This window comes from Arthrobacter sp. 2RAF6 (genome assembly GCF_052115205.1).
In the GTDB taxonomy this organism is placed as follows: Bacteria; Actinomycetota; Actinomycetes; order Actinomycetales; family Micrococcaceae; genus Arthrobacter.
Genome location: NZ_JBFRGF010000031.1, coordinates 55,986 through 80,377, shown reverse-complemented (window position 1 = coordinate 80,377; position 24,392 = coordinate 55,986). Strand labels below are relative to the sequence as shown.

Annotated in this window: 21 protein-coding genes, 1 tRNA gene and 1 pseudogene; 18 read left to right on the top strand and 5 right to left on the bottom strand. The window is 63.9% G+C overall.

Translation table 11 applies throughout. The annotated features are described in order from the left end of the window. Positions 1-58 precede the first annotated feature (58 nt). Both AB4Z38_RS19150 and AB4Z38_RS19145 read right to left on the bottom strand, forming a co-directional pair. Positions 59-772 carry a response regulator gene (locus AB4Z38_RS19150; protein ID WP_441431165.1) on the bottom strand — a complete coding sequence of 238 codons (714 nt, stop codon included), beginning with the start codon at positions 770-772 and terminating at the stop codon, positions 59-61. Next, complete coding sequence (locus tag AB4Z38_RS19145) at positions 769-2,436, bottom strand: ATP-binding protein (RefSeq protein ID WP_441431164.1); 1,668 nt, start codon at positions 2,434-2,436, stop codon at positions 769-771. Before AB4Z38_RS19145 ends, AB4Z38_RS19150 begins: the two co-directional genes overlap by 4 nt. Before the next feature lie 152 nt (positions 2,437-2,588). On the opposite strand from AB4Z38_RS19145, the gene AB4Z38_RS19140 reads away from it, so the two are divergent. The 11 genes and pseudogenes from AB4Z38_RS19140 (at position 2,589) to AB4Z38_RS19090 (ending at position 13,509) form a co-directional block, all read left to right on the top strand. Beyond that, positions 2,589-3,914: a cation:dicarboxylate symporter family transporter gene (locus AB4Z38_RS19140; protein WP_441431163.1), complete on the top strand. Its 1,326-nt coding sequence runs from the start codon at positions 2,589-2,591 to the stop codon at positions 3,912-3,914. A gap of 258 nt (positions 3,915-4,172) precedes the next feature. Next, positions 4,173-5,072 (top strand): ParA family protein, encoded by a 900-nt coding sequence (locus tag AB4Z38_RS19135; RefSeq protein ID WP_078105609.1) that lies wholly within the window; start codon positions 4,173-4,175, stop codon positions 5,070-5,072. 44 nt (positions 5,073-5,116) lie between these two features. Next, entirely contained in the window at positions 5,117-6,007 is an 891-nt protein-coding gene (locus tag AB4Z38_RS19130; protein WP_441431185.1) for a segregation and condensation protein A, read from the top strand. Continuing rightward, the gene (scpB, locus tag AB4Z38_RS19125; RefSeq protein WP_441431162.1) at positions 6,004-6,669 is read left to right on the top strand and encodes an SMC-Scp complex subunit ScpB; all 666 of its coding nucleotides are present in this window, start codon (positions 6,004-6,006) and stop codon (positions 6,667-6,669) included. Before AB4Z38_RS19130 ends, scpB begins: the two co-directional genes overlap by 4 nt. 162 nt (positions 6,670-6,831) lie before the next feature. Then, the gene (locus tag AB4Z38_RS19120) at positions 6,832-8,082 is read left to right on the top strand and encodes a pseudouridine synthase (RefSeq protein ID WP_441431161.1); all 1,251 of its coding nucleotides are present in this window, start codon (positions 6,832-6,834) and stop codon (positions 8,080-8,082) included. A gap of 3 nt (positions 8,083-8,085) precedes the next feature. Then, complete coding sequence (locus AB4Z38_RS19115; RefSeq protein WP_441431160.1) at positions 8,086-9,192, top strand: prephenate dehydrogenase; 1,107 nt, start codon at positions 8,086-8,088, stop codon at positions 9,190-9,192. Continuing rightward, complete coding sequence (gene cmk, locus AB4Z38_RS19110) at positions 9,192-9,905, top strand: (d)CMP kinase (RefSeq protein WP_441431159.1); 714 nt, start codon at positions 9,192-9,194, stop codon at positions 9,903-9,905. Before AB4Z38_RS19115 ends, cmk begins: the two co-directional genes overlap by 1 nt. A gap of 28 nt (positions 9,906-9,933) precedes the next feature. After that, positions 9,934-10,630: pseudogene (locus tag AB4Z38_RS19105) on the top strand (lysophospholipid acyltransferase family protein). A gap of 10 nt (positions 10,631-10,640) precedes the next feature. Beyond that, positions 10,641-12,191, top strand: coding sequence for a ribosome biogenesis GTPase Der (gene der, locus AB4Z38_RS19100; RefSeq protein ID WP_441431158.1), 1,551 nt, complete (start codon positions 10,641-10,643; stop codon positions 12,189-12,191). Between the two features lie 127 nt (positions 12,192-12,318). Further along, positions 12,319-12,392: transfer RNA gene (locus AB4Z38_RS19095), tRNA-Pro, on the top strand. Positions 12,393-13,158: 766 nt separating this feature from the next. Beyond that, positions 13,159-13,509: a zinc ribbon domain-containing protein YjdM gene (locus tag AB4Z38_RS19090; protein WP_441431157.1), complete on the top strand. Its 351-nt coding sequence runs from the start codon at positions 13,159-13,161 to the stop codon at positions 13,507-13,509. A gap of 90 nt (positions 13,510-13,599) precedes the next feature. Here AB4Z38_RS19090 and AB4Z38_RS19085 read toward each other — a convergent pair whose 3' ends face one another. After that, entirely contained in the window at positions 13,600-14,046 is a 447-nt protein-coding gene (locus tag AB4Z38_RS19085) for a MarR family winged helix-turn-helix transcriptional regulator (RefSeq protein WP_441431156.1), read from the bottom strand. Between the two features lie 172 nt (positions 14,047-14,218). On the opposite strand from AB4Z38_RS19085, the gene AB4Z38_RS19080 reads away from it, so the two are divergent. Then, a complete protein-coding gene (locus AB4Z38_RS19080; RefSeq protein WP_441431155.1) occupies positions 14,219-15,442 on the top strand; it encodes an MFS transporter in 1,224 nt (407 codons plus the stop codon). 57 nt (positions 15,443-15,499) lie between these two features. Here the strand turns inward: AB4Z38_RS19080 and AB4Z38_RS19075 are convergent, their stop codons facing one another. Beyond that, entirely contained in the window at positions 15,500-16,393 is an 894-nt protein-coding gene (locus AB4Z38_RS19075) for a DNA-formamidopyrimidine glycosylase family protein (protein ID WP_441431154.1), read from the bottom strand. A 163-nt stretch (positions 16,394-16,556) separates the two neighbouring features. Here AB4Z38_RS19075 and gcvH point away from each other — a divergent pair, with 163 nt between their 5' ends. The 5 genes from gcvH (at position 16,557) to AB4Z38_RS19050 (ending at position 19,639) form a co-directional block, all read left to right on the top strand. Continuing rightward, complete coding sequence (gene gcvH, locus AB4Z38_RS19070) at positions 16,557-16,943, top strand: glycine cleavage system protein GcvH (RefSeq protein ID WP_078105597.1); 387 nt, start codon at positions 16,557-16,559, stop codon at positions 16,941-16,943. A gap of 140 nt (positions 16,944-17,083) precedes the next feature. After that, positions 17,084-17,563, top strand: coding sequence for an FHA domain-containing protein (locus tag AB4Z38_RS19065; RefSeq protein ID WP_234753790.1), 480 nt, complete (start codon positions 17,084-17,086; stop codon positions 17,561-17,563). A 20-nt stretch (positions 17,564-17,583) separates the two neighbouring features. Then, positions 17,584-18,300: a transcriptional regulator FtsR gene (ftsR, locus tag AB4Z38_RS19060; protein WP_234753791.1), complete on the top strand. Its 717-nt coding sequence runs from the start codon at positions 17,584-17,586 to the stop codon at positions 18,298-18,300. Next, on the top strand, positions 18,300-18,803 hold the full coding sequence (locus tag AB4Z38_RS19055) for a bifunctional nuclease family protein (protein WP_234753890.1): 504 nt from the start codon (positions 18,300-18,302) through the stop codon (positions 18,801-18,803). The genes ftsR and AB4Z38_RS19055 overlap by 1 nt, the downstream gene beginning before the upstream one ends. Positions 18,804-19,045: 242 nt before the next feature. Next, positions 19,046-19,639 carry a MerR family transcriptional regulator gene (locus tag AB4Z38_RS19050; RefSeq protein WP_284983831.1) on the top strand — a complete coding sequence of 198 codons (594 nt, stop codon included), beginning with the start codon at positions 19,046-19,048 and terminating at the stop codon, positions 19,637-19,639. Between the two features lie 121 nt (positions 19,640-19,760). On the opposite strand, the gene AB4Z38_RS19045 is transcribed toward AB4Z38_RS19050, so the two are convergent. Next, positions 19,761-20,579: a ParA family protein gene (locus tag AB4Z38_RS19045; RefSeq protein ID WP_441431153.1), complete on the bottom strand. Its 819-nt coding sequence runs from the start codon at positions 20,577-20,579 to the stop codon at positions 19,761-19,763. Between the two features lie 313 nt (positions 20,580-20,892). On the opposite strand from AB4Z38_RS19045, the gene AB4Z38_RS19040 reads away from it, so the two are divergent. Continuing rightward, positions 20,893-24,288 carry a pyruvate carboxylase gene (locus tag AB4Z38_RS19040; protein ID WP_441431152.1) on the top strand — a complete coding sequence of 1,132 codons (3,396 nt, stop codon included), beginning with the start codon at positions 20,893-20,895 and terminating at the stop codon, positions 24,286-24,288. The last annotated feature ends 104 nt before the right edge of the window (positions 24,289-24,392 follow it).

Here is a 24,392-nt window from a genome sequence, read left to right as displayed (position 1 = left end):
TGTGGGCAAAATTAGGACTGTGATCGAACTGTGTATACATCCGCGCGTGAATCGTGGGCTAACTCCGGTTCCAGCGGTACTCGTTCTCCGGCCGTCCAGGAGTGCCGTATCGCGGATTCCTCGTGACCATCCCGGCGTCGGCCAGGTACTCGAGATAGCGGCGCACGGTGACCCTGGACATCCCCAGGGCGACAGTTGCCTCGCTCGCGGACACGGCCCGGCCAAGGCTCGCCAGGAGGTCTTTGACGGACTCCAGGCTATGGGCGGAAAGGCCCTTGGGCAGCGGGACTTCGGTGGGTGCGCGGAGACTGGCAAACGCCTGGTCCACATCGCTTTGCGAGGCTCCACTCGCCCGCGCGCCCGACGCCGGGGCGGCGAGTTGCTCACGGAAGGTGCGGTAGCTGGCGAGTTTGTCCGCGAACGTTGCGAACGTGAACGGCTTGATGAGGTACTGCACGACGCCGATCGACACCGCGCTTCGGACAATGTTCACTTCCCTGACGGCGGTGATGGCGATGATGTCGGCGAGCAGTCCCGAAGCGCGCATTCGGCGGGCAACATCCAGCCCATGAAGATCCGGCAGGTTCATATCCAGCAGGACGAGGTCCACTGGCTGCCCGGCAACTGCGAATTCATTGAGTAGCCGCAGGGCCGACTGTCCGTCCGGGGCGGTTCCCGCAACAGTGAAGCCGTCGATTCGGCCGACGTAGACGCCATGGGCATCGGCGGCGATGGGTTCGTCCTCGACAACGAGAACGCGGATTTCGGTCATTCGGCTTCTTTCCTGGAGTCCGGCGCGGGGAGCGCCACGCGGAAGAACGCACCGCCCAAGGCGCTCGTGGATTCGCTGATGGACAGCGTACCGCCAAGCCGCTGCACCGCTTGCCGCACCAGGGCCAGGCCCACGCCGCGGGAAGGAGCCCCGGGTTGGCCGGCCTGTCCGATGCCGGCGGCCTTCGTGCTGAATCCGTATTGCCAGACGTCGTCCATGATGCCGGGATCGATTCCGTTGCCGGAATCTACAACCGTGAATGTCGTTCCTTCAGGTCCGGATTCGATGCCCAGTTCCACTTTCCGCGGCGAGGGAGCGGCAGCGGCGGCGTCGAGTGCATTGTCCAGCAGGTTTCCCAAAATGGTCACGAGGTCCTGGACGGCCAGGCCTTGGAGGCCGTCCCCGCCGGTCACTGTGACAGTCAGCTCCGCCCCGCGTTCGTGCGCCTCGGCGGACTTCCCCATGATGAGCGCACTCAGGACAGGCTCGTCCACCGACGCCACGAGATGGTCGGTCAACTGTTGGCTCAGTTCAAGGTCCTTGGTAGCAAAGTCCAAGGCGTCGGTGGTTCGCCCGAGCTCCATGAGGGACACGATGGTGTGCAGCCGGTTGGCGTGTTCGTGGGTCTGGGCCCGCAGGGCGTCGGACAGGGTCTTCATGGTTTCGAGTTCACTGCCCAGGGACTCGATTTCCGTCCTGTCGCGGAGCGTGGCAACGGTGCCGAACACGGCAGGTCGCTGCCGGCCCCTCATCCCGGGCGGGCCCACGGCGGGCGCCTGGTTCACCACCAGGATCCGGGATCCTGTGAGATGGATTTCGTCGTGTGCCGTCCGGCCGGACGAGAAGAGCCCGTGGAGGCTGGGCTCCAGGGGAAGGTCCGAAAGGCGCGGTGCGGCTCCTGCGGCGGGATCGACGTCGGACCGTTCCAGTCCCAGCAGATCCGCGGCCTGGTCGTTGTACATGACCACACGGCCGCCTGTGTCGATCAGGACCACGCCTTCGCGGACCGAGTGCAGGACCGACTCGTAGTACGCGAACAATTGCGCCAATTGCTCCGGTCCCCAGCCCCGGGTGACCGAACGCAGGTACCGGCCCAGCAACCATGAGGCCAGGGAGCCTCCGGCGAGCATGGCCAGGGAGAAGGCGATGATCGTCGTGAGCCGGGCTGATACCGCGACGTCCACCGTCCGCACCGTGACGCCTGCGGCCACCAGGGCCCGGACTTTACCGGATGAATCCTCCACGGGAACGATGGTGCGGACGGACGGGCCGAGCGTACCGGCGGTGACCTCAGTGAACGTCTGCCCGTGGAGGGCAGGGTCGATGGTGCCGATATAGGGTTTGCCGATTTCGTCGGGGCTCGGATGGGTCCAGCGCGTCCGGTCGGGCGCCATGATGGTGATGAAATCAGCGTGGGCATTGGCCGTCACCACCTGCGCATATGGCTGCAGGATGGCGGATGGATTCGACGTACCGGCTGCTTGAAGCACGAGGGGATTGGCTGCGATCGCGGCGGCCACCGCCTGCATGCGCTGGCCGGCGTCGTTGTAGGCCCGGTCCCTGGCGTCCACAAAGGCCACCGTTCCCACGATCGCGGTGAGCGCCAGGATGAACAGCAGATTTGCCACAAAGAGTCTCCGGGCAATGCTCCAGCGTCGGATCACGTGCTCCTTTCTGCGGGCAATCCTGTGACCAATATGAACGCAACAGTGATACATGTCACGCCGCGCCCAATGATGGATATCACAGCAGAGCGGCGCAGGGACATTTTGCAGGAACCACGGCGCTTTCCAGAGTATCTATAAGGAGCAAAGCCATGACCTCTCAAAGAGGAGAGATTGCACCCGCGAAGGCCGGGCGCAAGGGGCTGGACAAGTCGCATTACCTCTACATCGCCGTGATCGCCGCAGTTGTGCTGGGCGCCGTCGTCGGCCTGCTATTCCCCGAGGTGGGTAAATCCCTCAAGCCTTTGGGTGACGGCTTCATCAAGCTCATCAAGATGATGATCGCCCCGGTCATCTTCTGCACCATCGTCCTCGGCATCGGGTCGATCGCCAAAGCTGCCACCGTTGGCAAGGTCGGCGGGCTCGCTCTCGTCTACTTCCTGGTGATGTCCACCTTCGCGCTCGCCATCGGCTTGGTCGTCGGCAACATCATCCACCCGGGCGAGGGCCTGAAGCTGATCCCGTACGACCCCAATGCGAAGGCTGCCACGAACAGCACCGCCGATTTCCTGCTGGGCATCATCCCCGGAGACATTCCCGTCCTGCCGACGCTCCTGGCCGCCATTCTGGTGGGCTTCGCCCTGCAGCGCATGGGCTCGCAGGGCCAGCCGGTCCTCAAGGCCATCCAGCACGGGCAGGCACTCGTCTTCCGCATCCTCATCATGATCATGTGGCTGGCTCCCGTCGGTGCCTTCGGCGCGATCGCCGCAGTGGTCGGCGCCACCGGCGTGAAGGCCATCTTCGGAATGGTCACCCTGATGGTCGCTTTCTACATCACCTGCGCGCTGTTCATCGTCGTGGTGCTCGGCACCTTGCTGCGGGTTGTGGCCGGCGTCAGCATCTTCCAACTGATGAAGTACCTGGCCCGCGAGTACCTGCTCATTTTCTCCACCTCGTCTTCCGAAGCGGCGCTGCCCAGGCTCATCGCCAAGATGGAGCACCTCGGCGTTTCCAAGCCGGTTGTCGGTGTCACGGTGCCTACCGGCTACTCCTTCAACCTGGATGGAACTGCCATCTACCTGACCATGGCCTCGCTGTTCGTCGCCAACGCCATGGGTATTCCGCTGGACCTGGGCGCCCAGGTGTCGCTGCTGGTCTTCATGATCATCGCTTCCAAGGGCGCGGCCGGCGTTTCCGGTGCCGGCCTGGCCACCCTCGCGGCAGGACTGCAGGCACACCGGCCCGAACTGCTGGGCGGCGTCGGCATGATCGTCGGCATCGACCGCTTCATGTCGGAAGCCCGCGCCCTGACCAACTTCACGGGCAACGCCGTCGCCACCGTGTTGATCGGTACCTGGGTCAAGGAAATCGACCGCAACCAGGTCACTAACGTCCTGTCCGGTGCCACGCCGTTCGACGAGCTGACCATGATCAGCCACCACGCTGAACCCGAAGTGAAAGAGGCGGTGGCCGCTTAGTCCGGCACACTGTTTGGAAGCATCCACGCAGGCAAGGCAGGAACCCGTCATGGGGACCTGCCTTGCCTGCGTTTTAGTGCACGTTTTATCGGCACCGTGGCCCAACCTTCTACCTCAGCTAGAAGGTAAAGGCTCAAACTGCGGGCAATGTCAAGTTCCGCAGAATGCCGTGTCGGGCGCTGTAGCCTAGGTGGGGAGCAGTGCTGGTGCTGGAGACAGCCGCAGGAAATGACCGTCGTGGAGAGAGTGGATAGATACGTGAGCAGCGAACGGGGAACGACTACGCTGGAGGGCACGGATTTCGATCTGGAAGACGCCGTCATGGGGCCCACGGGCCGCCCGCACCGCGACTTCCCCGAGCCCGCGCCACTGGCCTCCCATGGCCCGGCCCGCGTCATCGCCATGGTCAACCAGAAGGGTGGTGTGGGCAAGACCACGTCAACCATCAACCTGGCCGCTGCGCTCGCAGAATTCGGCCGGCGCGTCCTGCTCGTTGACTTCGACCCGCAGGGAGCTCTTTCCGCGGGCCTGGGCGCGAACCCGCACGAGCTCGACCTCACTGTCTACAACGTCCTGATGGACCGCAAAGTGGACATCCGCGATGCCATCCAGAAGACCGGCGTCGAAGGTATCGACCTCCTGCCGGCGAACATCGACCTCTCCGCCGCAGAGGTCCAGCTGGTCAACGAAGTAGCCCGTGAGCAAGTGCTGGACCGCGCGCTCAAGAGCGTCGAGGACGACTACGACGTCGTGCTCATCGACTGCCAGCCGTCCCTCGGCCTCCTCACGGTCAACGCCTTGACGGCTGCGCACGGCGTCATCATCCCGCTGATCTGCGAATTCTTCGCCCTTCGCGCGGTGGCACTGCTCGTCGAAACGATCGAAAAGGTCCAGGACCGGTTGAACCCGCGCCTGCAGGTGGACGGCGTGCTCGCCACGATGTACGACGCCCGCACCCTGCACAGCCGCGAAGTCATTTCGAGGCTCGTGGAGGCGTTCGGGGACAAGGTCTTCGAGACCGTCATCAAGCGTTCCATCAAGTTCGCCGACGCCACGGTTGCCGCTGAGCCCATCACCAGCTACGCCGGAAACCACATCGGTGCCGACGCATACCGCCGCCTGGCCAAGGAACTGATTTCGCGCGGCGGCGCACCCTAGCCCGCGTGGCAGAGCCACTCACCGCTGAAGGCGCGCCCGCCCTGATGGGCGAGGCGCCGCCGTCGTACTCGTCTGCAAACAACGCGGACGACGCCGGAGCGTCGCCTTCCGGACGGAAGGCCGGCTTTGAGGTCAGGCTGGCGAACTTCACCGGCCCGTTCGATCTCCTGCTCGGTCTGATCTCCAAACACAAACTGGACATCACGGAAGTTGCGCTGGCCACCGTCACGGATGAGTTCATCAAGTACATCCGGCGTCTTCAGGAACTGGGCGAGGACTGGGCTCTCGACGAAGCCAGCGAATTCCTGGTCATCGCCGCGACGCTCCTGGACCTGAAAGCCGCAAGGCTCCTGCCGGCCGGCGAAGTCGAAGATGCCGAGGACATTGCCTTGCTGGAAGCCCGGGATCTTCTCTTCGCCCGGCTCCTGCAGTACAAGGCTTTCAAACAGGTGGCCGCTATCATGTCCGGAACCTTGGAGTCCGAAGCCCGGCGCTTCCCGCGGCAAGTTGCGTTGGAAGGGCATTTCGCGGCAATGCTGCCCGAACTGATTTGGCGCCACACTCCTGAGCAATTCGCCGCGCTTGCGGCCAAGACCCTGGCGCCGAAGGACAACACGCCCGAGCAAGTCGGGCTCGAGCACCTTCACGGAACACCTGTCAGCGTCAAGGAACAAGCCGAGATCATCGGGTACCGCCTGCAGCGCGGCCAGCCGCAATCCTTCAGGGCGCTGATTGCCGACGCCGAGTCCACGCTTGTTGTCGTCGCCCGGTTCCTGGCACTCCTCGAGCTGTTCCGGGACCGTGTGGTGGCGTTTGACCAGCCGGGTCCGCTCGCCGAGCTGACCGTCCGCTGGACAGGGCGTCCCGAAGGATGGAGCAGCGACAACTTGAGTGACGAATACGAGCAGATCGACAAAGGAGAGGAGCCGCTGTGAGCGAGAATGAAACGGGCGGGGACGGCCTCGCCGAGCTTGAGGCCCTACCCGGCGGCGCCCGCGCGGCTCTCGAAGCCGTCCTGATGGTGATCGACCAACCGGCCACCGCGGAAGAGCTCGCTGCCGGGCTCAACGTGACGGTCGCCGTTGTCGAGGATTTGCTGGAGGGACTGCGGCAGGAGTATAGCGGCTATACTGTTAAAGCCCCGGGCAGGGACGCTGATGACTTGCACACAGATGCAAGTGCCAGCGCTGCACCCCGGGGTTTTGAGTTGCGGAACGTTGCCGGAGGGTGGCGGATCTATTCACGCGCGGATTTTGCCGACGTCGTGGGCAGGTTCGTTCTCGAAGGCCAGACCGCGCGGCTGACGCAGGCAGCCCTTGAAACCATGGCGGTCATCGCGTACCGGCAGCCGGTTTCCAGGGCCAGGGTGTCGGCCATCCGCGGCGTCAATGTCGATTCAGTCGTCCGGACCCTTGTCCAACGCGGGCTGATCGAGGACTCGGGCACCGATCCTGAATCGGGGGCGATCCTTTACCGGACCACCTCGTACTTCCTCGAGCGCATGGGCATTGGCTCGGTGGCGGAACTGCCTCAATTGTCCCCCCACCTTCCGGGGCTGGAGGGCATCGAGGAGTTCTTCGACGCCGAACGCATGTAGTCGCGGGAACGCGGCGGCCGCAGGCAAGGCGAAACAACTCAATATTGCATGGATCTACAAACGCCCGGCTAGTAGCGGGCAGACACACAGGGCAGATATCCTCTGTCCGGCTGGCTTATGTTGAGAAAGAACAAGCCGGCCACCATAACAAAAGGACGGGTCATGACACAGGCGGGACGCCAGGGTTCACCACGTAATAGTTCGGGACGAAACAATTCCGGACGCAATGAGTCGCAAGACTCAGGCCGCAGCAGTGCCGGCCGCGCAGGAGGCAGCAGTTTTGGTGCCGGCCGGGGTGGCCCAAGCCGTGCCGGCGGCGCCTCCGGAGGCAGCAAGCGCAGCTTCTCCCCGGGCGGAGAACGCCCCTTCAAGCCCACTCGTCCGCGTGAAGAACGCCCCTTCGATCCGGACAACCCCACCTCGGCCAGAGGCTACGAGCGTCGCGAAGACGCCGGACGCCAAGATCCCAGGCCGGCCAAGGCCCCCCGCAAGCCAGGCTCCAACAAGCCCGGCTTCGGCAAGGCTCCGGGCACGCCTGGCGCATTGAAGCCTAAGACCAGCAACAAGAAACAGTACGCTTCGCGCGCCTTTGGAAGTGAGCGCTTCGGCCAGAACCTTGGCCCGATCCGCAAGCCCCGCGGCCGCCGCGGCGAGGTAGCCCAGTCCGAGCAGCACGACGCCGATGGCGTGCGCCTGCAGAAGGTCATGGCCCAGGCCGGTGTGGCTTCCCGCCGCGTGTGCGAGGAAATGATCGAGGAGGGCCGCGTCGAGGTCAACGGCCAGCTCACCACCGAGCTTGGCATGCGCGTCGACCCCGCGACCGCCGTGATCCACGTCGACGGCATTCGCATCCAGCTCGATGACACCATGCTCTACATGGTGTTCAACAAGCCCAAGGGTGTCGTTTCCACCATGGAAGACCCGGAGGGCCGTCCCTGCATCAGCGATTTCCTCAAGTCCGCCAAGAACAAGGGCGAGCGTCTCTTCCACGTCGGCCGTCTTGACGTCGCCACCGAGGGCCTGCTGCTCCTGACCAACGACGGCGAACTCGCCAACCGCTTGACGCACCCTTCCTACGAGGTGCCTAAGACGTACCTGGTACAGGTCCGTGGCCCGTTCCCGCAGGGCGTCGGTGCACAGCTGAAGGCCGGCATCGAGCTCGAAGACGGCATTGCTTCCGTCGACTCCTTCAAGCTCGTGGATTCCACTCCGGGCCACGTGCTGATCGAGGTTGTGCTGCACTCCGGCAAGAACCGTATTGTTCGCCGCTTGTTCGAAGCCGTGGGTTTCCCCGTGCTGCGTCTCGTGCGCGTCAAGATCGGTCCCATCGGCCTGGGCGACCAGCGCCAGGGCAGCATCCGGAACCTCGGCAAGCAGGAAGTCGGACACCTCCTGGCCTCCGTAGGACTGTAAGGCATGTCGGCATTCCACTCGCACGGCCGGGGCCACCTTGACGGCCCGGTGGTCGTTTTCGGCACCGGCCTGCTCGGAGCCAGCATCGGTCTCGGCCTGCGTGGCCGGGGTGTCTCCGTGTTCCTTTCGGACCCGTCGCCAACCAACCAGGCCGTGGCCGTGGATATCGGTGCGGGCAGGCCTCTGTCCGAGCTTGAGAACCCACCCCAGCTGGTTGTTGTCGCGGCGCCACCGGATGTGACGGCCGACGTCGTCGAGCGTGCCCTGGGTGAATACCCGGAGGCCGTTGTGGCGGACATTGCCAGCGTCAAGCAGGCAATCCAGGCCGAGCTCCGCGGCCGTGGAGTGGACATGTCCCGTTACGTCGGGACGCACCCCATGGCGGGGCGCGAGAAGTCTGGGCCCGTCGCTGCCCGCGGCGAGCTCTTCACGTCCATGCCTTGGGTCCTTTGCCCGTCCGATGAGACCAGCGCCGACGCGCTTCAGACTGCACGTTCCCTTGCCGGTGACCTGGGGGCAATAGTCTCCCAGTTCACGGCGGAGGAACATGATGAAGCCGTTGCTTTGGTATCGCATTTGCCGCAGGTGATGTCTTCCCTTCTCGCCAGTCGCTTGCAGGGAACACCGCTTCACGCGCTGTCCCTGGCCGGCAACGGGCTGCGGGACACCACCCGGATTGCTGCCAGCGATCCCACCCTTTGGGTGCAGATCCTTGGCAACAACGCGGCCAAGATGGTGGATATCCTTCATGGTGTCCGTGAAGACCTCAACCGCTTGATCGGTACCCTGGAGGATCCCACGGCCCCCGGGGCCCGCCTGGATCTTGCCCAGCTCATCAGTGAGGGCAACGCCGGGCAGGCCAGGATCCCGGGAAAGCACGGCGGACCCCCGCAGGCATATTCATGGCTTACAGTTCTGGTAGACGACCGGCCCGGGCAGATCGCCAGGCTGTTGACGGAGATCGGTGAGATCGGCGTCAACGTTGAAGACCTCCGCCTTGATCACTCGTCCGGGCAGAACGTTGGCATGGTGGAACTTTCCGTCATGCCCAACAAGCATGACCTCCTTGTTGAAGCCTTGACCGACCGTGGATGGCGGGTACTCCAGTAATGAAACGTGAACTTTTCGGCCCGGAGACCGTAGTACGTCCGGGAAAGCCTCTCGTTGTCGCCATCGACGGTCCGTCCGGCTCCGGCAAGTCCAGCGTCAGCAAGGAAGTTGCCCGGCGCCTGAAGCTCGCCTATCTCGACACCGGTGCCATGTACCGTGCGTTGACCTGGTACTGCCTCAAGACCGGGATCGACCTCGCGGACGGTGCCGCCGTCGAGCAGGCCTCAAAGGATCTGCCGCTGGAACTTAGCACCAGCGCCAACGCCGAATACGTCAGTGTGGCCGGAGTTGATATCACGGAGGAAATCCGTGAGCCGAGGATCTCCTCGGCCGTCAGCGCCGTTGCAACCACCCTGGGTGCCCGCAACGAATTGATTCGCCGCCAGCGCCAGCTGATCGAACAGCACCACCGCCGCATGGTGGTGGAAGGACGGGACATCACCACCGTCGTCGCGCCCTATGCAGAGGTCCGCATGCTGCTGACCGCGAGCGAGGAAGCACGGCTGCGGCGCCGCGGCCTCCAGTTGGGCGGAACGCAGAGCCAAGAGCAGCTCGCCGCCCAAGTGATCCACCGCGATGCCAAAGACTCCACTGTGGTGAACTTCACCCAGGCGGCCGACGGCGTCGTGACCCTGGATTCCTCGGACCTGGACTTCGAAGAAACGGTCGAAACGGCACTGAGCATTGTGGGCAAGGTCATCTACGGTGACTGAAGCCCGGCTCCCGGCGCGCTGGACGATGATGTGGAGCCGGCCCGTTGGCTGGCTGTTGGATCATGTCCTGTACCGGACCGCGATAACGGGACGCTCCAATGTTCCCAAATCCGGCCCGGTCATTTTCGCGGGCAACCACATCAGCTTCCTGGACGGGCCGGTGATGTTCGGCGCGGCTCCACGACCCATGCACATCCTGGTCAAGAAGGAGATGTTCAAGGGTTTCCTGGGAAAGGTTCTTCGTGCCTCGGGGCAGATTTCCATCGACCGCTCCGGCGATCGCGCGGCGCTCCAGCTCGGAAGGCAAGCGCTCGACGCCGGCCGTTGCGTGGGGATTCTCCCTGAAGGAACGCGGGGGAGGGGCACCGGCGGCAACATCAGCAACGGCGTCGCATGGCTCGCCCTGATGTCCGGTGCCACAGTAATTCCCGTGGCCATCCTCGGAACGCGGATCGGTGACGAACACCGTGACTCCATTCCGAGGCTGCGCCGCCGCCTGCACATCAGTTTCGGGGCTCCCCTGAATGTGACCCGCAGAAATGGCGAGCCAGGGCGTGTTTCAATGGACAGGGCGGCTGCGGAGATCCGCGCTGCGCTGGCTGGACACGTCCAGGATGCCGTCAAGACCACCGGTCAGTCCCTTCCGGGGGACTAAATGAACCGGCCCACAGCCAATGCAGCACCGCCAAGAAGAAGTAGCCGGGACGCCGGCAGATCACCACTAAGGAAAGTGCAATGAGCGATACGACTCACAAATCCGGCAACATCGGAGCCGGCGACGACGAATACACGCCCACCGGCACCGACCAGGTGGCTGAAAACCTCGCCGCCCTGGACGACGACGAAGCCGAACTCCGCGCAGCCTCCCTCCGGGCAGGCCTGGAAGACTATGACCTCGACGAGGACGACGCCGCGCTGCTGAGCGGGCTCTACGACGACGAAGGCGAAGACGGCCCCCTCAAGCTGGACCCGGTCCTGGCCATCATTGGCCGCCCCAACGTCGGCAAGTCCACGCTGGTGAACCGCATCCTCGGCCGCCGCGAGGCCGTCGTCGAGGACACCCCGGGCGTTACCCGTGACCGTGTCATGTACTCGGCACACTGGAACGGCCGCAACTTCACGCTGGTGGACACCGGTGGCTGGGAGCACGACGCCAGGGGCATTCACGCCCGCGTCGCCGAGCAAGCCGAAATGGCCGTGGAACTGGCCGACGCCGTGCTCTTCGTGGTGGACTCCGCCGTTGGCGCCACTGCCACGGACGAAGGCGTCATGAAGATGCTGCGCAAGTCCAAGAAGCCGGTCATCATGGTGGCCAACAAGGTTGACGACTTTGCCCAGGAAGCCGACTCGGCTGCGCTTTGGGGCCTTGGCTTCGGCGAGCCGTACCCGGTGTCCGCCCTCCATGGCCGCGGCGTTGCCGACCTCCTGGACCACGTCATGGACACCCTGCCCGAGTTCTCCACGGTGGAAGGCGTCGAGCGCTCCGGCGGTCCCCGCCGCATTGCCCTCATCGGCCGCCCGAACGTGGGCAAGTCCTCCTTGCTGAACAAGCTGGCCGGCACGGAGCGCGTCGTCGTTGATACCCTCGCCGGGACCACCCGCGACCCCGTGGATGAATTCATCGAACTCGGCGACCGCACTTGGCGCTTCGTGGACACCGCAGGTATCCGCCGCCGCCAGCACATGGCCCAAGGCGCGGACTTCTACGCTTCCCTGCGTACGCAGGCCGCGCTCGAAAAGGCGGAGGTCGCCGTCGTGCTCCTGGCCGTTGACGAGGTGCTCAGCGAGCAGGACGTCCGCATCCTGCAGCTCGCCATCGAGTCGGGCCGCGCGCTCGTCCTCGCGTTCAACAAGTGGGACCTGCTCGACGACGAACGTCGCCGCTACCTTGAGCGTGAAATCGAGCAGGACCTGGCACACGTTGAATGGGCCCCGCGCGTCAACATCTCCGCCAAGACCGGCTGGCACAAGGACCGCCTGGTGCCCGCACTGGACCTCGCTTTGGAGAGCTGGGACAAGCGCATCCCCACGGGACGCCTCAACGCGTTCCTGGGCGAGCTCGTGGCTGCCCACCCGCACCCGGTCCGCGGCGGCAAGCAGCCCCGCATCCTTTTCGGCACCCAGGCATCCAGCCGTCCGCCGAAGTTCGTGCTGTTCACCACGGGCTTCCTGGACCCCGGATACCGCCGATTCATCACTCGTCGGCTGCGCGAAACCTTCGGCTTTGACGGCACGCCGATCGAGGTCAACATGCGCGTCCGTGAAAAGCGCGGCAAGAAGCGCTAATTGAGACGCGCATCACAGATGACACCCGCCAAGGTGTCATTGAGAACCTCGAACATCGTGTAAGCTTTTTGAGGTGGTTCGGCCGGACTGCTTAGGTGAAAACCTAGGCGGAGAACGGCAGGACTGACGGGCTGTAGCGCAGCTTGGTAGCGCACTTGACTGGGGGTCAAGGGGTCGCAGGTTCAAATCCTGTCAGCCCGACCGCAAGGTATCGACCGCAAAGTATCGATAGCAGAAGTCCCGGGAACCGTATGGTTCCCGGGATTTTGCGTTTAAGCGTTGGTTTGGCAGCTGATAGTCGTCGGATTCTGCTCAATCACTCGAATGGATAGAATCCGGATCCGCGACTCTCTCCAGACCCGGGCTCGCCGTCTTGACCTTGTTTGAAGGGCCAGAGCCGTGAAACGACATGACTCGCCGTGTCGTAAGCGATTTCCCAAACCAAAGAAGGTCAGGATGGCGCCCGCACGCCTTGAGTCTTTCAATCTCAGAGGTGGGGCCGGCAGCCTCAGCCTGGCCCTGTCATGCGCCGAATACCTACGAAAAGGATCAGCGTCAGGTAGATCCAGATGGAAGAGAAGACGCTCAACCCGGCCTGCTGGCTTGCCGTCAAATGCAAGGGTTCCGCAAACAGCGTCGACATCGCGCGTGCTGCCAGCCCAGGTAGAGCACACACTGTCATCAGTGCGAAGAGCCTGGGCGAGCGAAGATATATGCCGACGACCAGCCATCCAAGGGCGAGGCCCCACAGCGGCAATTGCACGGTTCATGCACCAACTTTCGATTTCTTGGGCATTGGCAATATATGGCCGACAAGTGGCGTCTCAGTGGTCAAATCCAAGAATTAAGTGGTCTGCAGTTCCCATCTACGTGTTCAATTCCGCGAGATCTCGGGGTTCTTGCCAAGCGTCTACGTGTGCCCAGGTCGCTGTCTACGTGTTTGACCGTCCCCGTCTATCATTGGACGGTGAGCGAAACACTTCCCCCTTGCCCCGAATGCGCCAGCGAATACACCTACGAGATGGGTGCATTGCTGGTCTGCCCCGAGTGTGCGCACGAATGGTCGGCGGCGGCGTCTGAAGAAGCAGAAGCCGAGTCAACGGAGATCAAGGACGCTGTGGGCAACGTGCTCGCAGACGGGGACACTGTCACGGTGATCAAGGACCTCAAGGTCAAGGGGAGCGCCACCGCCATCAAGGTTGGAACCAAGGTGCGCAACATCCGCCTCGTGAACGGCGTGGGGGATCACGACATCGACTGCAAGGTGGACGGCTTCGGCCCCATGCAGCTCAAGTCAAGCGTGGTCAAGAAGGTCTAACGCGCCGACGCGCGCCGCCCGACGGCACGCCCAGCAACGCCGGGTGCGGCAGCACGGCCCGCGCCGCCGCGCCCCGCAAAACAAGGGGCCTCAGGCCCCCTGCAGTGCTCCCAACGCCTTGACCAGCGGCTCAAGCTCCGGCACCGATTCTGCGGCCGTCAGGGACTCCGCGAGGGTTTCGTCGTGCACCGGCCGGGCCGCCAGCAACAGCTTCTGGCCGGCCGCGGTTAGCTCCGTGTAAATCCCGCGCCTATCGTCGGCGCACAGGATCCTGGTCAGCAGCCCACGGTCCTCGAGCCGGTTCACCAAACGCGTCGTGGCGCTGCTGGAAAGTGCTGTGGCCCTGGCGAGCTGTTGCATCCGCATGTGCCAGCCGTCCTGCCGGCTCAGCGCGTCCAGCACGGTGTACTCGACTACTGAAAGATCTGCGGTCGACTGCAACGCCTTTTCCAGTGCTGCCTCGATGTTGCCGTGCAGCGCCGCGAGAGTCCGCCACCCCTGCGCCCGCACCTCAACGGCGTCGTCCTTGATGCCCATGTCTCCCGTAACTCCTGCCGATCGATGTAGAAACCAGACGCACGCAAGGTAGTTGCTTGCGCAATTACATGGCGCGTGCAACTATATAGGCAGCGTCTGCAACTATTATTCTACGGTTCTCGGCGGCGCACTTCCACTCTCACGGGAATCCATCCCCACAAAGGAGCACAACATGCCCGCAGGGTTGATCGCCCTTGCCCTCGGCGGATTCGGCATTGGTTTGACCGAGTTCGTCATCATGGGCCTCTTGCCGGAGATTGCCACCGACTTCGGAGTCAGCGAAGCAGCCGCCGGCTGGTTCATCACCGGCTATGCGCTGAGCGTCGTAGTCGGCGCCCTCCTGGTTACGGCGGCCGTCACCCGCTTGCCCCGCAAGCCGGTGCTGATCGGGCTCCTCGTCCTGTTCATCGCGGGCAACTTCCTCAGCGCCATCGCGGATAGCTACCAGGCAATGCTGATCGGGCGCATTGTGGCCGCACTCTGTCACGGGGCCTTCTTCGGTATCGGCTCAGTGGTCGCAGCCGGCCTTGTCCCGGCCCACAAAAAGGCCGGAGCCATTGCCATCATGTTCACGGGCCTCACCGCCGCCAACGTGCTGGGTGTTCCCTTCGGAACTTTCCTCGGCCAGAACCTCGGCTGGCGGTCCACCTTCTGGGCCATCACCATCATCGGTGTTGCCGCCCTCATCGGCATTGCCCTCATGGTCCCGCGCACCAAGGAAGGGGCAGTCGCCAGCAGCCTCCGCAGCGAGCTTGGTGCGTTCAAGTCCAGTCAGGTGTGGCTGTCGATCATCGTCACAATTCTCGGGTTTGGCGGCATGTTTGGAGCCTTCACCTACATCGCCTTCACCCTGACCGACGTCTCCGGGTTCGATCACCACGCAGTCCCTTGGCTCCTCGTCCTGTTTGGCGCGGGACTGTTCGTCGGCAATATCGCCGGCGGCAAAGCGGCCGACAAATCCATCGACAAGACCCTCGTGGCCATCCTCGCGGGTCTGGTGCTGGTGCTCGTGTTCTTCGCCCTCACCGCCGCGAGCCCTGTGGCCACCCTGTTCTCACTCGCACTCATGGGCGGCTTCGGCTTCGCTACCGTGCCGGGCCTGCAGATGCGCGTCATGCACTTTGCCGCCACGGCGCCCACCCTCGCATCCGGCGCGAATATCGGTGCCTTCAACCTGGGCAACGCCCTCGGCGCCTGGCTGGGCGGTGTCACTATTACCATGGGCCTGGGTTACACATCGCCGATCTGGGCCGGGGCCGCCATCACTGTAGCGGCCCTGCTCGTCATGATCGCCGCCGCGGCAGCGGCCCGGCGCGGAGGAGCGGCGCGGTCTGCTTCCGCGGCGCAAGCAGCCCCCGACGTCGTACGCGAACCGGAGGAGGCGCCGGTCGCCTAGGCGGCACCTGCCAAAGCCCGCCACCGGACTGCGGCTACGAGAACAGCCGCTCGGGAATCAGTCGTCGCTCGAGCCGCGTTTGGCCAGGATCTCGCCGTTGGTCTGGCATGTGGGGCAGTACTGCAGTGAGGTCCCCACGAAGGCAACCTCCCGCACGGTGTCCCCGCAGACCGGGCAGGGCTCGCCGGTCTTGCCGTGCACGCGCATCGAGGCTTTCTTGGCCGGCTTCAGTTCGTCCGGTTTCTTGCCCGAGAACTCCTTGATGGCACCACTGAGAATGTCCTGCATTGTGGTGAAGAGACGCTCCACCGCGTCCGGGCCCAACGAAGAAGCGGGGGCGACCGGAGACAGCTTCGCTGCGTGGAGGATTTCGTCGCTGTAAGCGTTCCCGATACCCGCCAAGAGCTTCTGGTTCTTCAGGATTCCCTTGATCTGCTGCCTGTGCGTGAAAAGCCGGCCGAACTCGTCCAGGCCGAAGCCGGGGTCAAGGGGATCCGGCCCCAGCTCCGCAATGCCATGGACTTCCTCCGGCTGGCGGACGATGAAGATGGCCAATCCCTTCCACGTTCCGGTGTCGGTCAGGGTGATGCCGAAATCGCTGCCATTGTTCGAAAAGGCCAATTGCGCTGCGAAGTATCCGCCCTCGGCAGGTGCCTCATTGCCGGGCTGTTTGTCCGAGAACGCGAGCCAGCCGGACTTGGCGAAATTGACGATCAAGTAAAGGGGTTCTGCTGGGTCTCCGCCGTCCGGAGCCTCGGGGGCGATCTCGAAAACGAGGAACTTTCCCCGCCGGCCGACGGATTCGACGGTCCGCCTGATTAGCGATTCATGAGGAACATCCGCTACTTTCAGGGCGAACGCCGATGGCAGCAATAACTGGGTAAGCTGCGCCCCGGATAGCCGCTCGTCCAGAAAGTCGGCCAAGGCGGTGATTTCGGGCAGTTCCGGCATGATCGCGCTCCTTCGACGGCGTTGCGGGACTATGCGGCTCGAGTCTGCTTCCAATCATTCCAGACACCTGTGGGGAGGAGGCATGGATGTGCTTATACTTTCAGCGGTGGCCGGATGACCGGGCCGCCGTCGTGGTCCGAAATGTCCCGATGAAAGGCGACTCATGAGCAACATTCCTGCCGATCTTTCCTACACCGCCGAACATGAATGGGTCAGTGCCCCGAATGCAGACGGCGTCGTGCGCGTCGGCATCACGGACTTCGCCCAGGATGCACTCGGCGATGTCGTCTACGCCCAGCTGCCGGAGCCCGGCACTACGGTGAAGGGCAACGACGTCGTGGGTGAAGTCGAGTCCACGAAGAGCGTGAGCGACATATACGCCCCGGTCAGCGGCGAAATTGTCTCCCGCAACGAAGCTCTCGACACCGACTCCGCCCTGATCAACTCGGATCCTTACGGTGACGGCTGGCTGTTCGAAGTAAAGCTTTCGGAAGCTGACGCCATCGAAACCCTTCTCAGTGCATCGGAGTACGAACAACAGGTAGGCTGAATGGTATCTGGCCCGCCAAGTCGGTTCTCCCCGGAACGGGGGAGCGGCGGCGGCGGGCCAGCGACCTGTTTGGCCCGGGGGAACCGGGCAGTTGCGTAACCGGCAGTTTTGACAACTGCCGGCGGATGAGGAGGATTTCCATGGTTGGCGGCAAGCGGAACCACGCCCGGGACGAGCACGGTGCTGTAGAACAGCCAACCTCGGAGACCACCTCAATCCAGCTCACTCCTGTTCGCCACCACGAGCCTGATGCCCGCCCGCCGCTGGCAGCCGAAGAGCGCGCTGCGGTCCAGGCATTGCCTCCTGGATCGGCCTTGCTGATTGCCCACACCGGCCCCAATGCAGGTGCACGGTTCCTCCTGGACTCGGACACCACCACCGCCGGCCGCCACCCGGATGCGGACATCTTCCTCGATGATGTGACGGTTTCGCGCAAGCACGTTGAATTCGTGCGCACCCCCGAGGGCTTTGAAGTGGTGGACACCGGAAGCCTCAATGGTACCTACGTCAACCAAGACCGGGTGGATAACGTCCTGCTCAAGAACGGCAGCGAGGTCCAGATCGGGAAGTTCCGCCTCACCTACTACCTGAGCCCTGCCCGCGCAGCAGGCCAAGACTGATTCCGGGTACGCCTGTGGCAATGCCCCAGCCGGAACGGCGAGGACCGCAGGTCCTCAACATCGGGGAGGTCCTCGCCCAACTCAGCGACGACTTTCCCACCATGACGGCGTCCAAGATCCGTTTTCTTGAGGAAAAGGGACTGATCAATCCGAAGCGCACGCCTGCCGGGTACCGGCAATACGCCGAAAGCGACGTCGAGCGCCTGCGCTTCGTGCTGGCCCTCCAGCGCGACCAGTACCTGCCCCTCAAAGTCATCAAGGATTACCTCGATGCGATCGACCGTGGCGAGCGTCCCGAAAACCTTCCTCCGGGGGTGTCGGTTTCCCCTCGGATTGTCTCGGACGAACTTGCGGCTGAGCTGCAGGGCCGCGCACGCGCCTTGAGCGAGGAGCAGCTGCGGACGGAATCCGGGGCCAGCGTCCCGTTGTTGCAGTCCCTCCTCAGTTTCGGACTCATCAGCCATGTCAACGGCAAATTCGACGAACACGCCCTGCAAGTCGCGCGTGCCTGTGTCCAACTTGAAAGCCACGGACTTGAGCCGCGGCACCTCCGTCCGTTCCAAGCTGCGGCCGAGCGCGAATTCGGCTTGGTGGAGCGGGTCGTCGCTCCCCTGACGTCCCGCAAGGATGCGGCATCGCAATCCCGGGCTGCGGAAGCGGCCCGGGAAATCAGCGAACTCTGCCTCAGCCTGCATCGAGCCTTGGTGCAGGACCGTATCTCCCGTATGGACGCATGATGATTGAGGTCGAGATCGTTGGAGTGCGGATTGAACTGCCTTCAAACCAGCCTCTGGTCCTCCTGCGGGAGATGCACGGGGAACGCCATGTCCCCATCTGGATCGGCACGCCCGAAGCCAGTGCCATCGCCCTGGCCCAGCAAGGAGTGGTGCCGCCCCGGCCCATGACCCACGATCTGATGATCGACGTTGTTGAGGCACTCGGCCACACCATCATCAGCGTGAACATTGTGGCGGTCGAGGACAACATCTTCTACGGTCAGCTCCAGTTCGACGACGGAACTGTAGTGAGTTCCCGCGCTTCCGACGCGCTGGCGCTGGCGTTGCGGGCGAAATGCCGCATCTGGTGTGCCGACGCAGTGATGGATGAAGCCGGCGTCCGGATCACTGAACACGACGAGGGCGAAGACACCGAGCCGGGTCCCGAAGTTGACGAAGAACGGGAATTGCGCCGATTCCGGGAGTTCCTGGACGACGTGGAGCCAGAGGATTTCGAAGGCTGAAGGCAGCCTAAGGTTAAAGCTGAGGGTGAAAGTTTCGACACGATCTGAAAATGCCCGGACGTCTTTGACCTGAGGCTCCTGCACGCCTAACGTCGAAGATATCAAGTTCCCGTTGCATACAGGACCCGCGCAAGTCACACTGAAAGGTGCGGACGCGTTGAAATTACACGAGCGCATTTTCCCGTTTCGTGTTAGCCGCCGTATGCACCATCCCCAAGGGAACTTCTGACAAGGAGGGTCACGTGAGTCCCAAAGGCGAAGCAGGCGAGCTAAAGCAGGCCTCGACAGGCGTTGCTGTACCCGCAAGCGGTGCCCAGGGTCTGCTTTTCACCGAGGACCTTCCGGTCCTGGATGAAGATGCCGGCTACCGTGGTCCCACCGCGTGCAAGGCGGCAGGGATCACCTACCGCCAGCTGGACTACTGGGCACGTACAGGACTTGTTGAACCCGCTGTGCGAGGCGCCGCCGGTTCCGGATCGCAGCGACTCTATGGCTTCCGGGACATCCTGGTTCTCAAAGTCGTCAAGCGCCTCCTGGACACAGGTGTATCCCTCCAGCAGATCCGCACGGCGGTTGAACATTTGCGTGAACGCGGAGTAGAAGACCTGGCGCAAATCACGCTCATGAGCGATGGCGCGAGTGTCTATGAATGTACTTCAGCGGACGAAGTCATTGACCTGGTGCAGGGTGGCCAGGGCGTTTTCGGCATCGCCGTAGGCCGCGTGTGGCGCGAAGTCGAGGGCAGCCTTGCTGCCCTCCCGAGCGAGCACGCTGTAGAACAGTCCTTTCCGGACGACGAACTCAGTAAGCGCCGTTCCGCGCGCCGCACGGGCTGAACCGCCGTCGGCATCGCCGCGAGCGGCCACTGAAGACCAATGAAGCCGCCTTCCAGCAGGAAGGCGGCTTCATCGCTTTTCTCGAAAGGGTGGCTTCTGCCTCGAAGATTCCCCGGTCTTGTCAGCGCTTGCGGCGTTCCCGCGTGCCGTTGTTTGAGGACAACATGTTCTCCAGAAGCGAGTCAAACAGCTTGGCAGTGTTCTTGGCCGAGTCGCCAGGCCAGTGGTGTACGGCGTGGGCGGCACCCTGGATTTGCTGCCAGTTCGCCTGCTCCGGAATATGCGGTGCCAGCAAAAGCTCACCGAACATCGATTCCATCTCTGTGAGCCGGAACGTGTGCTCGGACGAAGCCGGCCGGACCCGGTTGGCAACAATCCCTGCAGGAGCCAGCTGCGGAGCGAACTCCTGGCGGAACAGCTGGATGGCGCGCATGGTGCGTTCCGTGCCGGCTACCGAGAAGAGCCCGGGTTCGGCGACAAGGACCACGCGGTCGCTCGCGCTCCAGGCCATGCGGGTGAGGCCGTTGAGGGACGGCGGACAGTCGACGAGTACCAGCTCGTACTTTTCGGCCGCGGCAAGGACCGCAGTCAGGCGGCGGAGATCCCGGCGCCCAAGATCCGGCCGATCGTAGATACCGGTGTAGGCGGATCCGACGGCGACATCAAGGGCCGTCCCTCCGCCGTTACCGCGGGGGTGGTCAACCCAGCCGCTGCTGACCACGTTGTCCAAGAGCCTCGCCTTGCGGGGGTTCTTCAGCATGCGGCCAATGTCGAGCTGGTCCCCGGCCTGGACGCCGAGGGCCGTGGTGGCGTCGGCGTGGGGATCCAGGTCCACAACAAGGGTGGGGATCCCTGCGGCCAGTGCGGCCGAGGCCAACCCAGTGGTTACGGATGTCTTGCCCACGCCGCCTTTGAGGCTGCTGATGCTGACTACTTGCACTTGAAAACCCAAAACCTAACGCCGGTTGCCGTGTCGCGGTGCTTGTGTTCCGGCCTTGCCGGAACCGGGGCTCTGCCGCTGCCCTTCAACATCATATGTTGAGTGGCCACGGATTCCTGCCTTATCAGCCTGGAACGGTTCGGGCCGCTTGTTACTCGATCGTCTTTTAGCATGTGAAACTGCACCGTGCGCGAAGGTACACTGCTCGTGACGAATCTCCATGTGACTGTCACCACAAAGATTTGTGTTTGGGTATGGAGGTCTTACACACTGTGACCACCGACCGTTACACCCGCAATGATGCAGGAGAAGCATGTTTTCCAAGATTCTGGTGGCTAATCGCGGCGAAATCGCGATCAGGGCCTTCCGCGCTAGCTATGAACTGGGCGCCAAGACCGTAGCGGTCTTCCCGTATGAGGATCGCAACTCGATCCACCGGCAGAAGGCTGACGAGGCCTACCTGATCGGACAGGAAGGTCATCCGGTCCGTGCCTACCTGGACGTAGACGAAATCGTCCGTGTCGCCAAAGAAGCGGGTGCTGACGCAATCTACCCGGGCTACGGATTCCTGTCCGAGAACCCGGACCTCGCCCGGGCGGCCAAAGAGGCAGGCATCACGTTTATCGGCCCGCCGGCGGAGGTGCTGGAGCTCGCCGGCAATAAGGTCGCCGCACTCGAAGCCGCCCGCAAGGCCGGCGTACCGGTTCTTAAGTCCAGCGCGCCTTCCCGCGACCTCGACGAACTCATCGCCGCAGCCGACGAGGTCGGATTCCCGATCTTCGCCAAGGCCGTCGCCGGTGGCGGCGGCCGCGGCATGCGCCGGGTGGAGACCCGCGAGGACCTTCCGGAAGCCCTCCGGGCGGCCATGCGCGAAGCGGACGCTGCGTTCGGCGATCCCACCATGTTCCTGGAGCAGGCTGTCTTGCGTCCCCGCCACATCGAGGTCCAGATCCTGGCCGATGGCGAGGGCAATGTCATGCACCTCTTCGAGCGCGACTGCTCCTTGCAGCGCCGCCACCAGAAGGTCGTGGAAATCGCTCCGGCCCCCAACCTGGACGAGTCCATCCGCCAGGCCCTTTACCGGGATGCCGTGGCTTTCGCGAAGGCCCTGAACTACGTCAACGCCGGAACGGTCGAGTTCCTTGTGGACACCGAGGGTGAGCGGGCCGGCCAGCACGTCTTCATCGAGATGAACCCACGCATCCAGGTTGAGCACACGGTCACCGAGGAAATCACGGACGTGGACCTCGTCCAGGCACAGATGCGCATCGCATCGGGGGAGACCCTTGCAGACCTTGGCTTGAGCCAGGAATCGGTATCCATCAAGGGTGCCGCCCTGCAGTGCCGCATCACTACGGAAGATCCCGCCAACGGCTTCCGGCCCGACGTCGGAAAGATCACCGGCTACCGTTCCGCGGGTGGCGCGGGTGTACGTCTCGACGGCGGCACGGTCTACTCGGGTGCCGAGATCAGCCCCCACTTTGACTCCATGCTGGTCAAACTGACCTGCCGCGGACGCGACTACCCGGCTGCGGTGGCCCGTGCCCGGCGCGGCCTGGCCGAGTTCCGGATCCGTGGCGTGTCCACCAACATCCCCTTCCTCCAAGCCGTCCTTGCCGACCCGGACTTCATTGCGGGCAACGTTGCGACCGACTTCATCGACAAGCGCCCCGAACTCCTGAAGTCCCACGTCTCCGCTGACCGTGGAACCAAACTTCTGACCTGGTTGGCCGATGTGACGGTCAACCAGCCCAACGGCGAACTCAAAGTCCACACGGACCCCGCAGCCAAGCTCCCGTCGATTGCAGGGATCGTTGCACGGGCAGGCTCGCGCCAGAAGCTGCAGGAGTTGGGACCCGAAGGCTTTGCGAAGGCGCTGCGCGAGCAGCAGGCCGTGGCCGTCACGGACACCACCTTCCGCGATGCCCACCAGTCGCTGCTCGCCACGCGTGTCCGTACCCGCGACCTCGTCGCGGCCGGCCCGGCGGTCTCCGCGCTGTTGCCCGAACTGCTCTCGGTCGAAGCCTGGGGCGGTGCCACCTACGACGTCGCCCTGCGCTTCCTCGGCGAGGATCCTTGGGACCGGCTGGCCGCCCTGCGCAAGGCCCTGCCCAATGTCTGTCTGCAGATGCTGCTCCGTGGCCGCAACACGGTCGGGTACACGCCCTACCCCGAGGAAGTCACCGAGGCGTTCGTCAACGAGGCCGCGGCAACGGGCATCGACATCTTCCGCATCTTCGACGCCCTCAACGACGTCAACCAGATGGCTCCGGCCATCCGCGCTGTGCGGGCCACAGGCACCGCGGTAGCGGAGGTGGCACTCTGCTACACCGGCGACCTCCTCGACCCGAACGAGAACCTGTACACCCTCGACTACTACCTGGACCTCGCCCAGAAGATCGTCGACGCCGGTGCGCACATCCTCGCCATCAAGGACATGGCCGGCCTGCTTCGCCCGGCAGCCGCAGCCAAGCTTGTCAGCGCCTTGCGTGAACGCTTCGACCTTCCGGTCCACCTGCATACGCACGACACCGCAGGCGGCCAGCTGGCCACCCTGCTGGCAGCCGTGGAAGCCGGCGTAGACGCCGTCGACGTCGCGTCAGCGTCCCTGGCCGGTACGACGAGCCAGCCGTCGGCGTCGGCCCTTGTGGCCGCCTTGGCCCATACCCCGCGCGACACCGGGCTCAGCCTGGCCAGCGTCAGCTCCCTGGAGCCCTACTGGGAAGCGGTCCGCCGTGTCTACGCGCCGTTCGAGTCCGGGCTTCCCGGTCCCACCGGCCGGGTCTACCAGCACGAAATCCCGGGCGGCCAGCTGTCCAACCTGCGCCAGCAGGCCATCGCGCTGGGTCTTGGCGAGCGTTTCGAGGCCATTGAGGACATGTACACCGCCGCGGACCGTATCCTGGGCCGCTTGGTCAAGGTGACGCCATCGTCCAAGGTGGTCGGGGATCTCGCGCTGCACCTCGTGGGAATCCATGCGGATCCTGCGGACTTCAACGAGAACCCGCAGAACTACGACATCCCGGACTCCGTCATCGGCTTCCTGTCGGGTGAATTGGGAGATCCTCCCGGAGGATGGCCGGAGCCGTTCCGCACCAAGGCGCTCCAGGGCCGCAGCATCAAGGTCCGCGACGTCGAACTGAGCGCCGAAGACAGCGCAGCGCTCAAGGGCGATTCCAAGTCCCGCCAGAGGACACTGAACCGGTTGCTGTTCGAGGGCCCGACCAAGGACTACCTCAAGAGCGTGGACACCTACGGCAATCTGTCGGTGCTTGATACCCGCGACTACCTGTACGGACTCCAGCTCGGCGCGGAGCACGTCATGGAGCTCGAAAAGGGCGTGCGCCTGATCGCCTCCCTTGAAGCGGTCTCGGAGCCCGATGAAAAGGGCATGCGCACCGTCATGTGCAAGCTCAACGGCCAGGCCCGCCCCGTGGTGGTCCGCGACAAGTCGGTGGTCAGCAACGTGAAGGCCGCGGAGAAGGCGGATGCGGCCCAGCCCGGCCAGGTCGCAGCGCCGTTCGCCGGAGCCGTGACCCTGACCGTCAAAGCAGGCGACGCCGTCAAGGCCGGCGACACTGTCGCCACCATTGAGGCGATGAAGATGGAAGCATCCATCACGACGCCGGTGGCCGGCACGGTCTCGCGCCTCGCCATCAACAACGTGGAGCAGGTCCAAGGCGGCGATCTGTTGATCGTGGTCGAATAGCGGCTCGCTCCTCCGCGGGCGCACCAAAGAAGGAAGGTCCCGGGCTGTATGAACTGGTCAGTACAGCCCGGGACCTTCCTTCTTTGGTTTCCTAATGCGTCGGG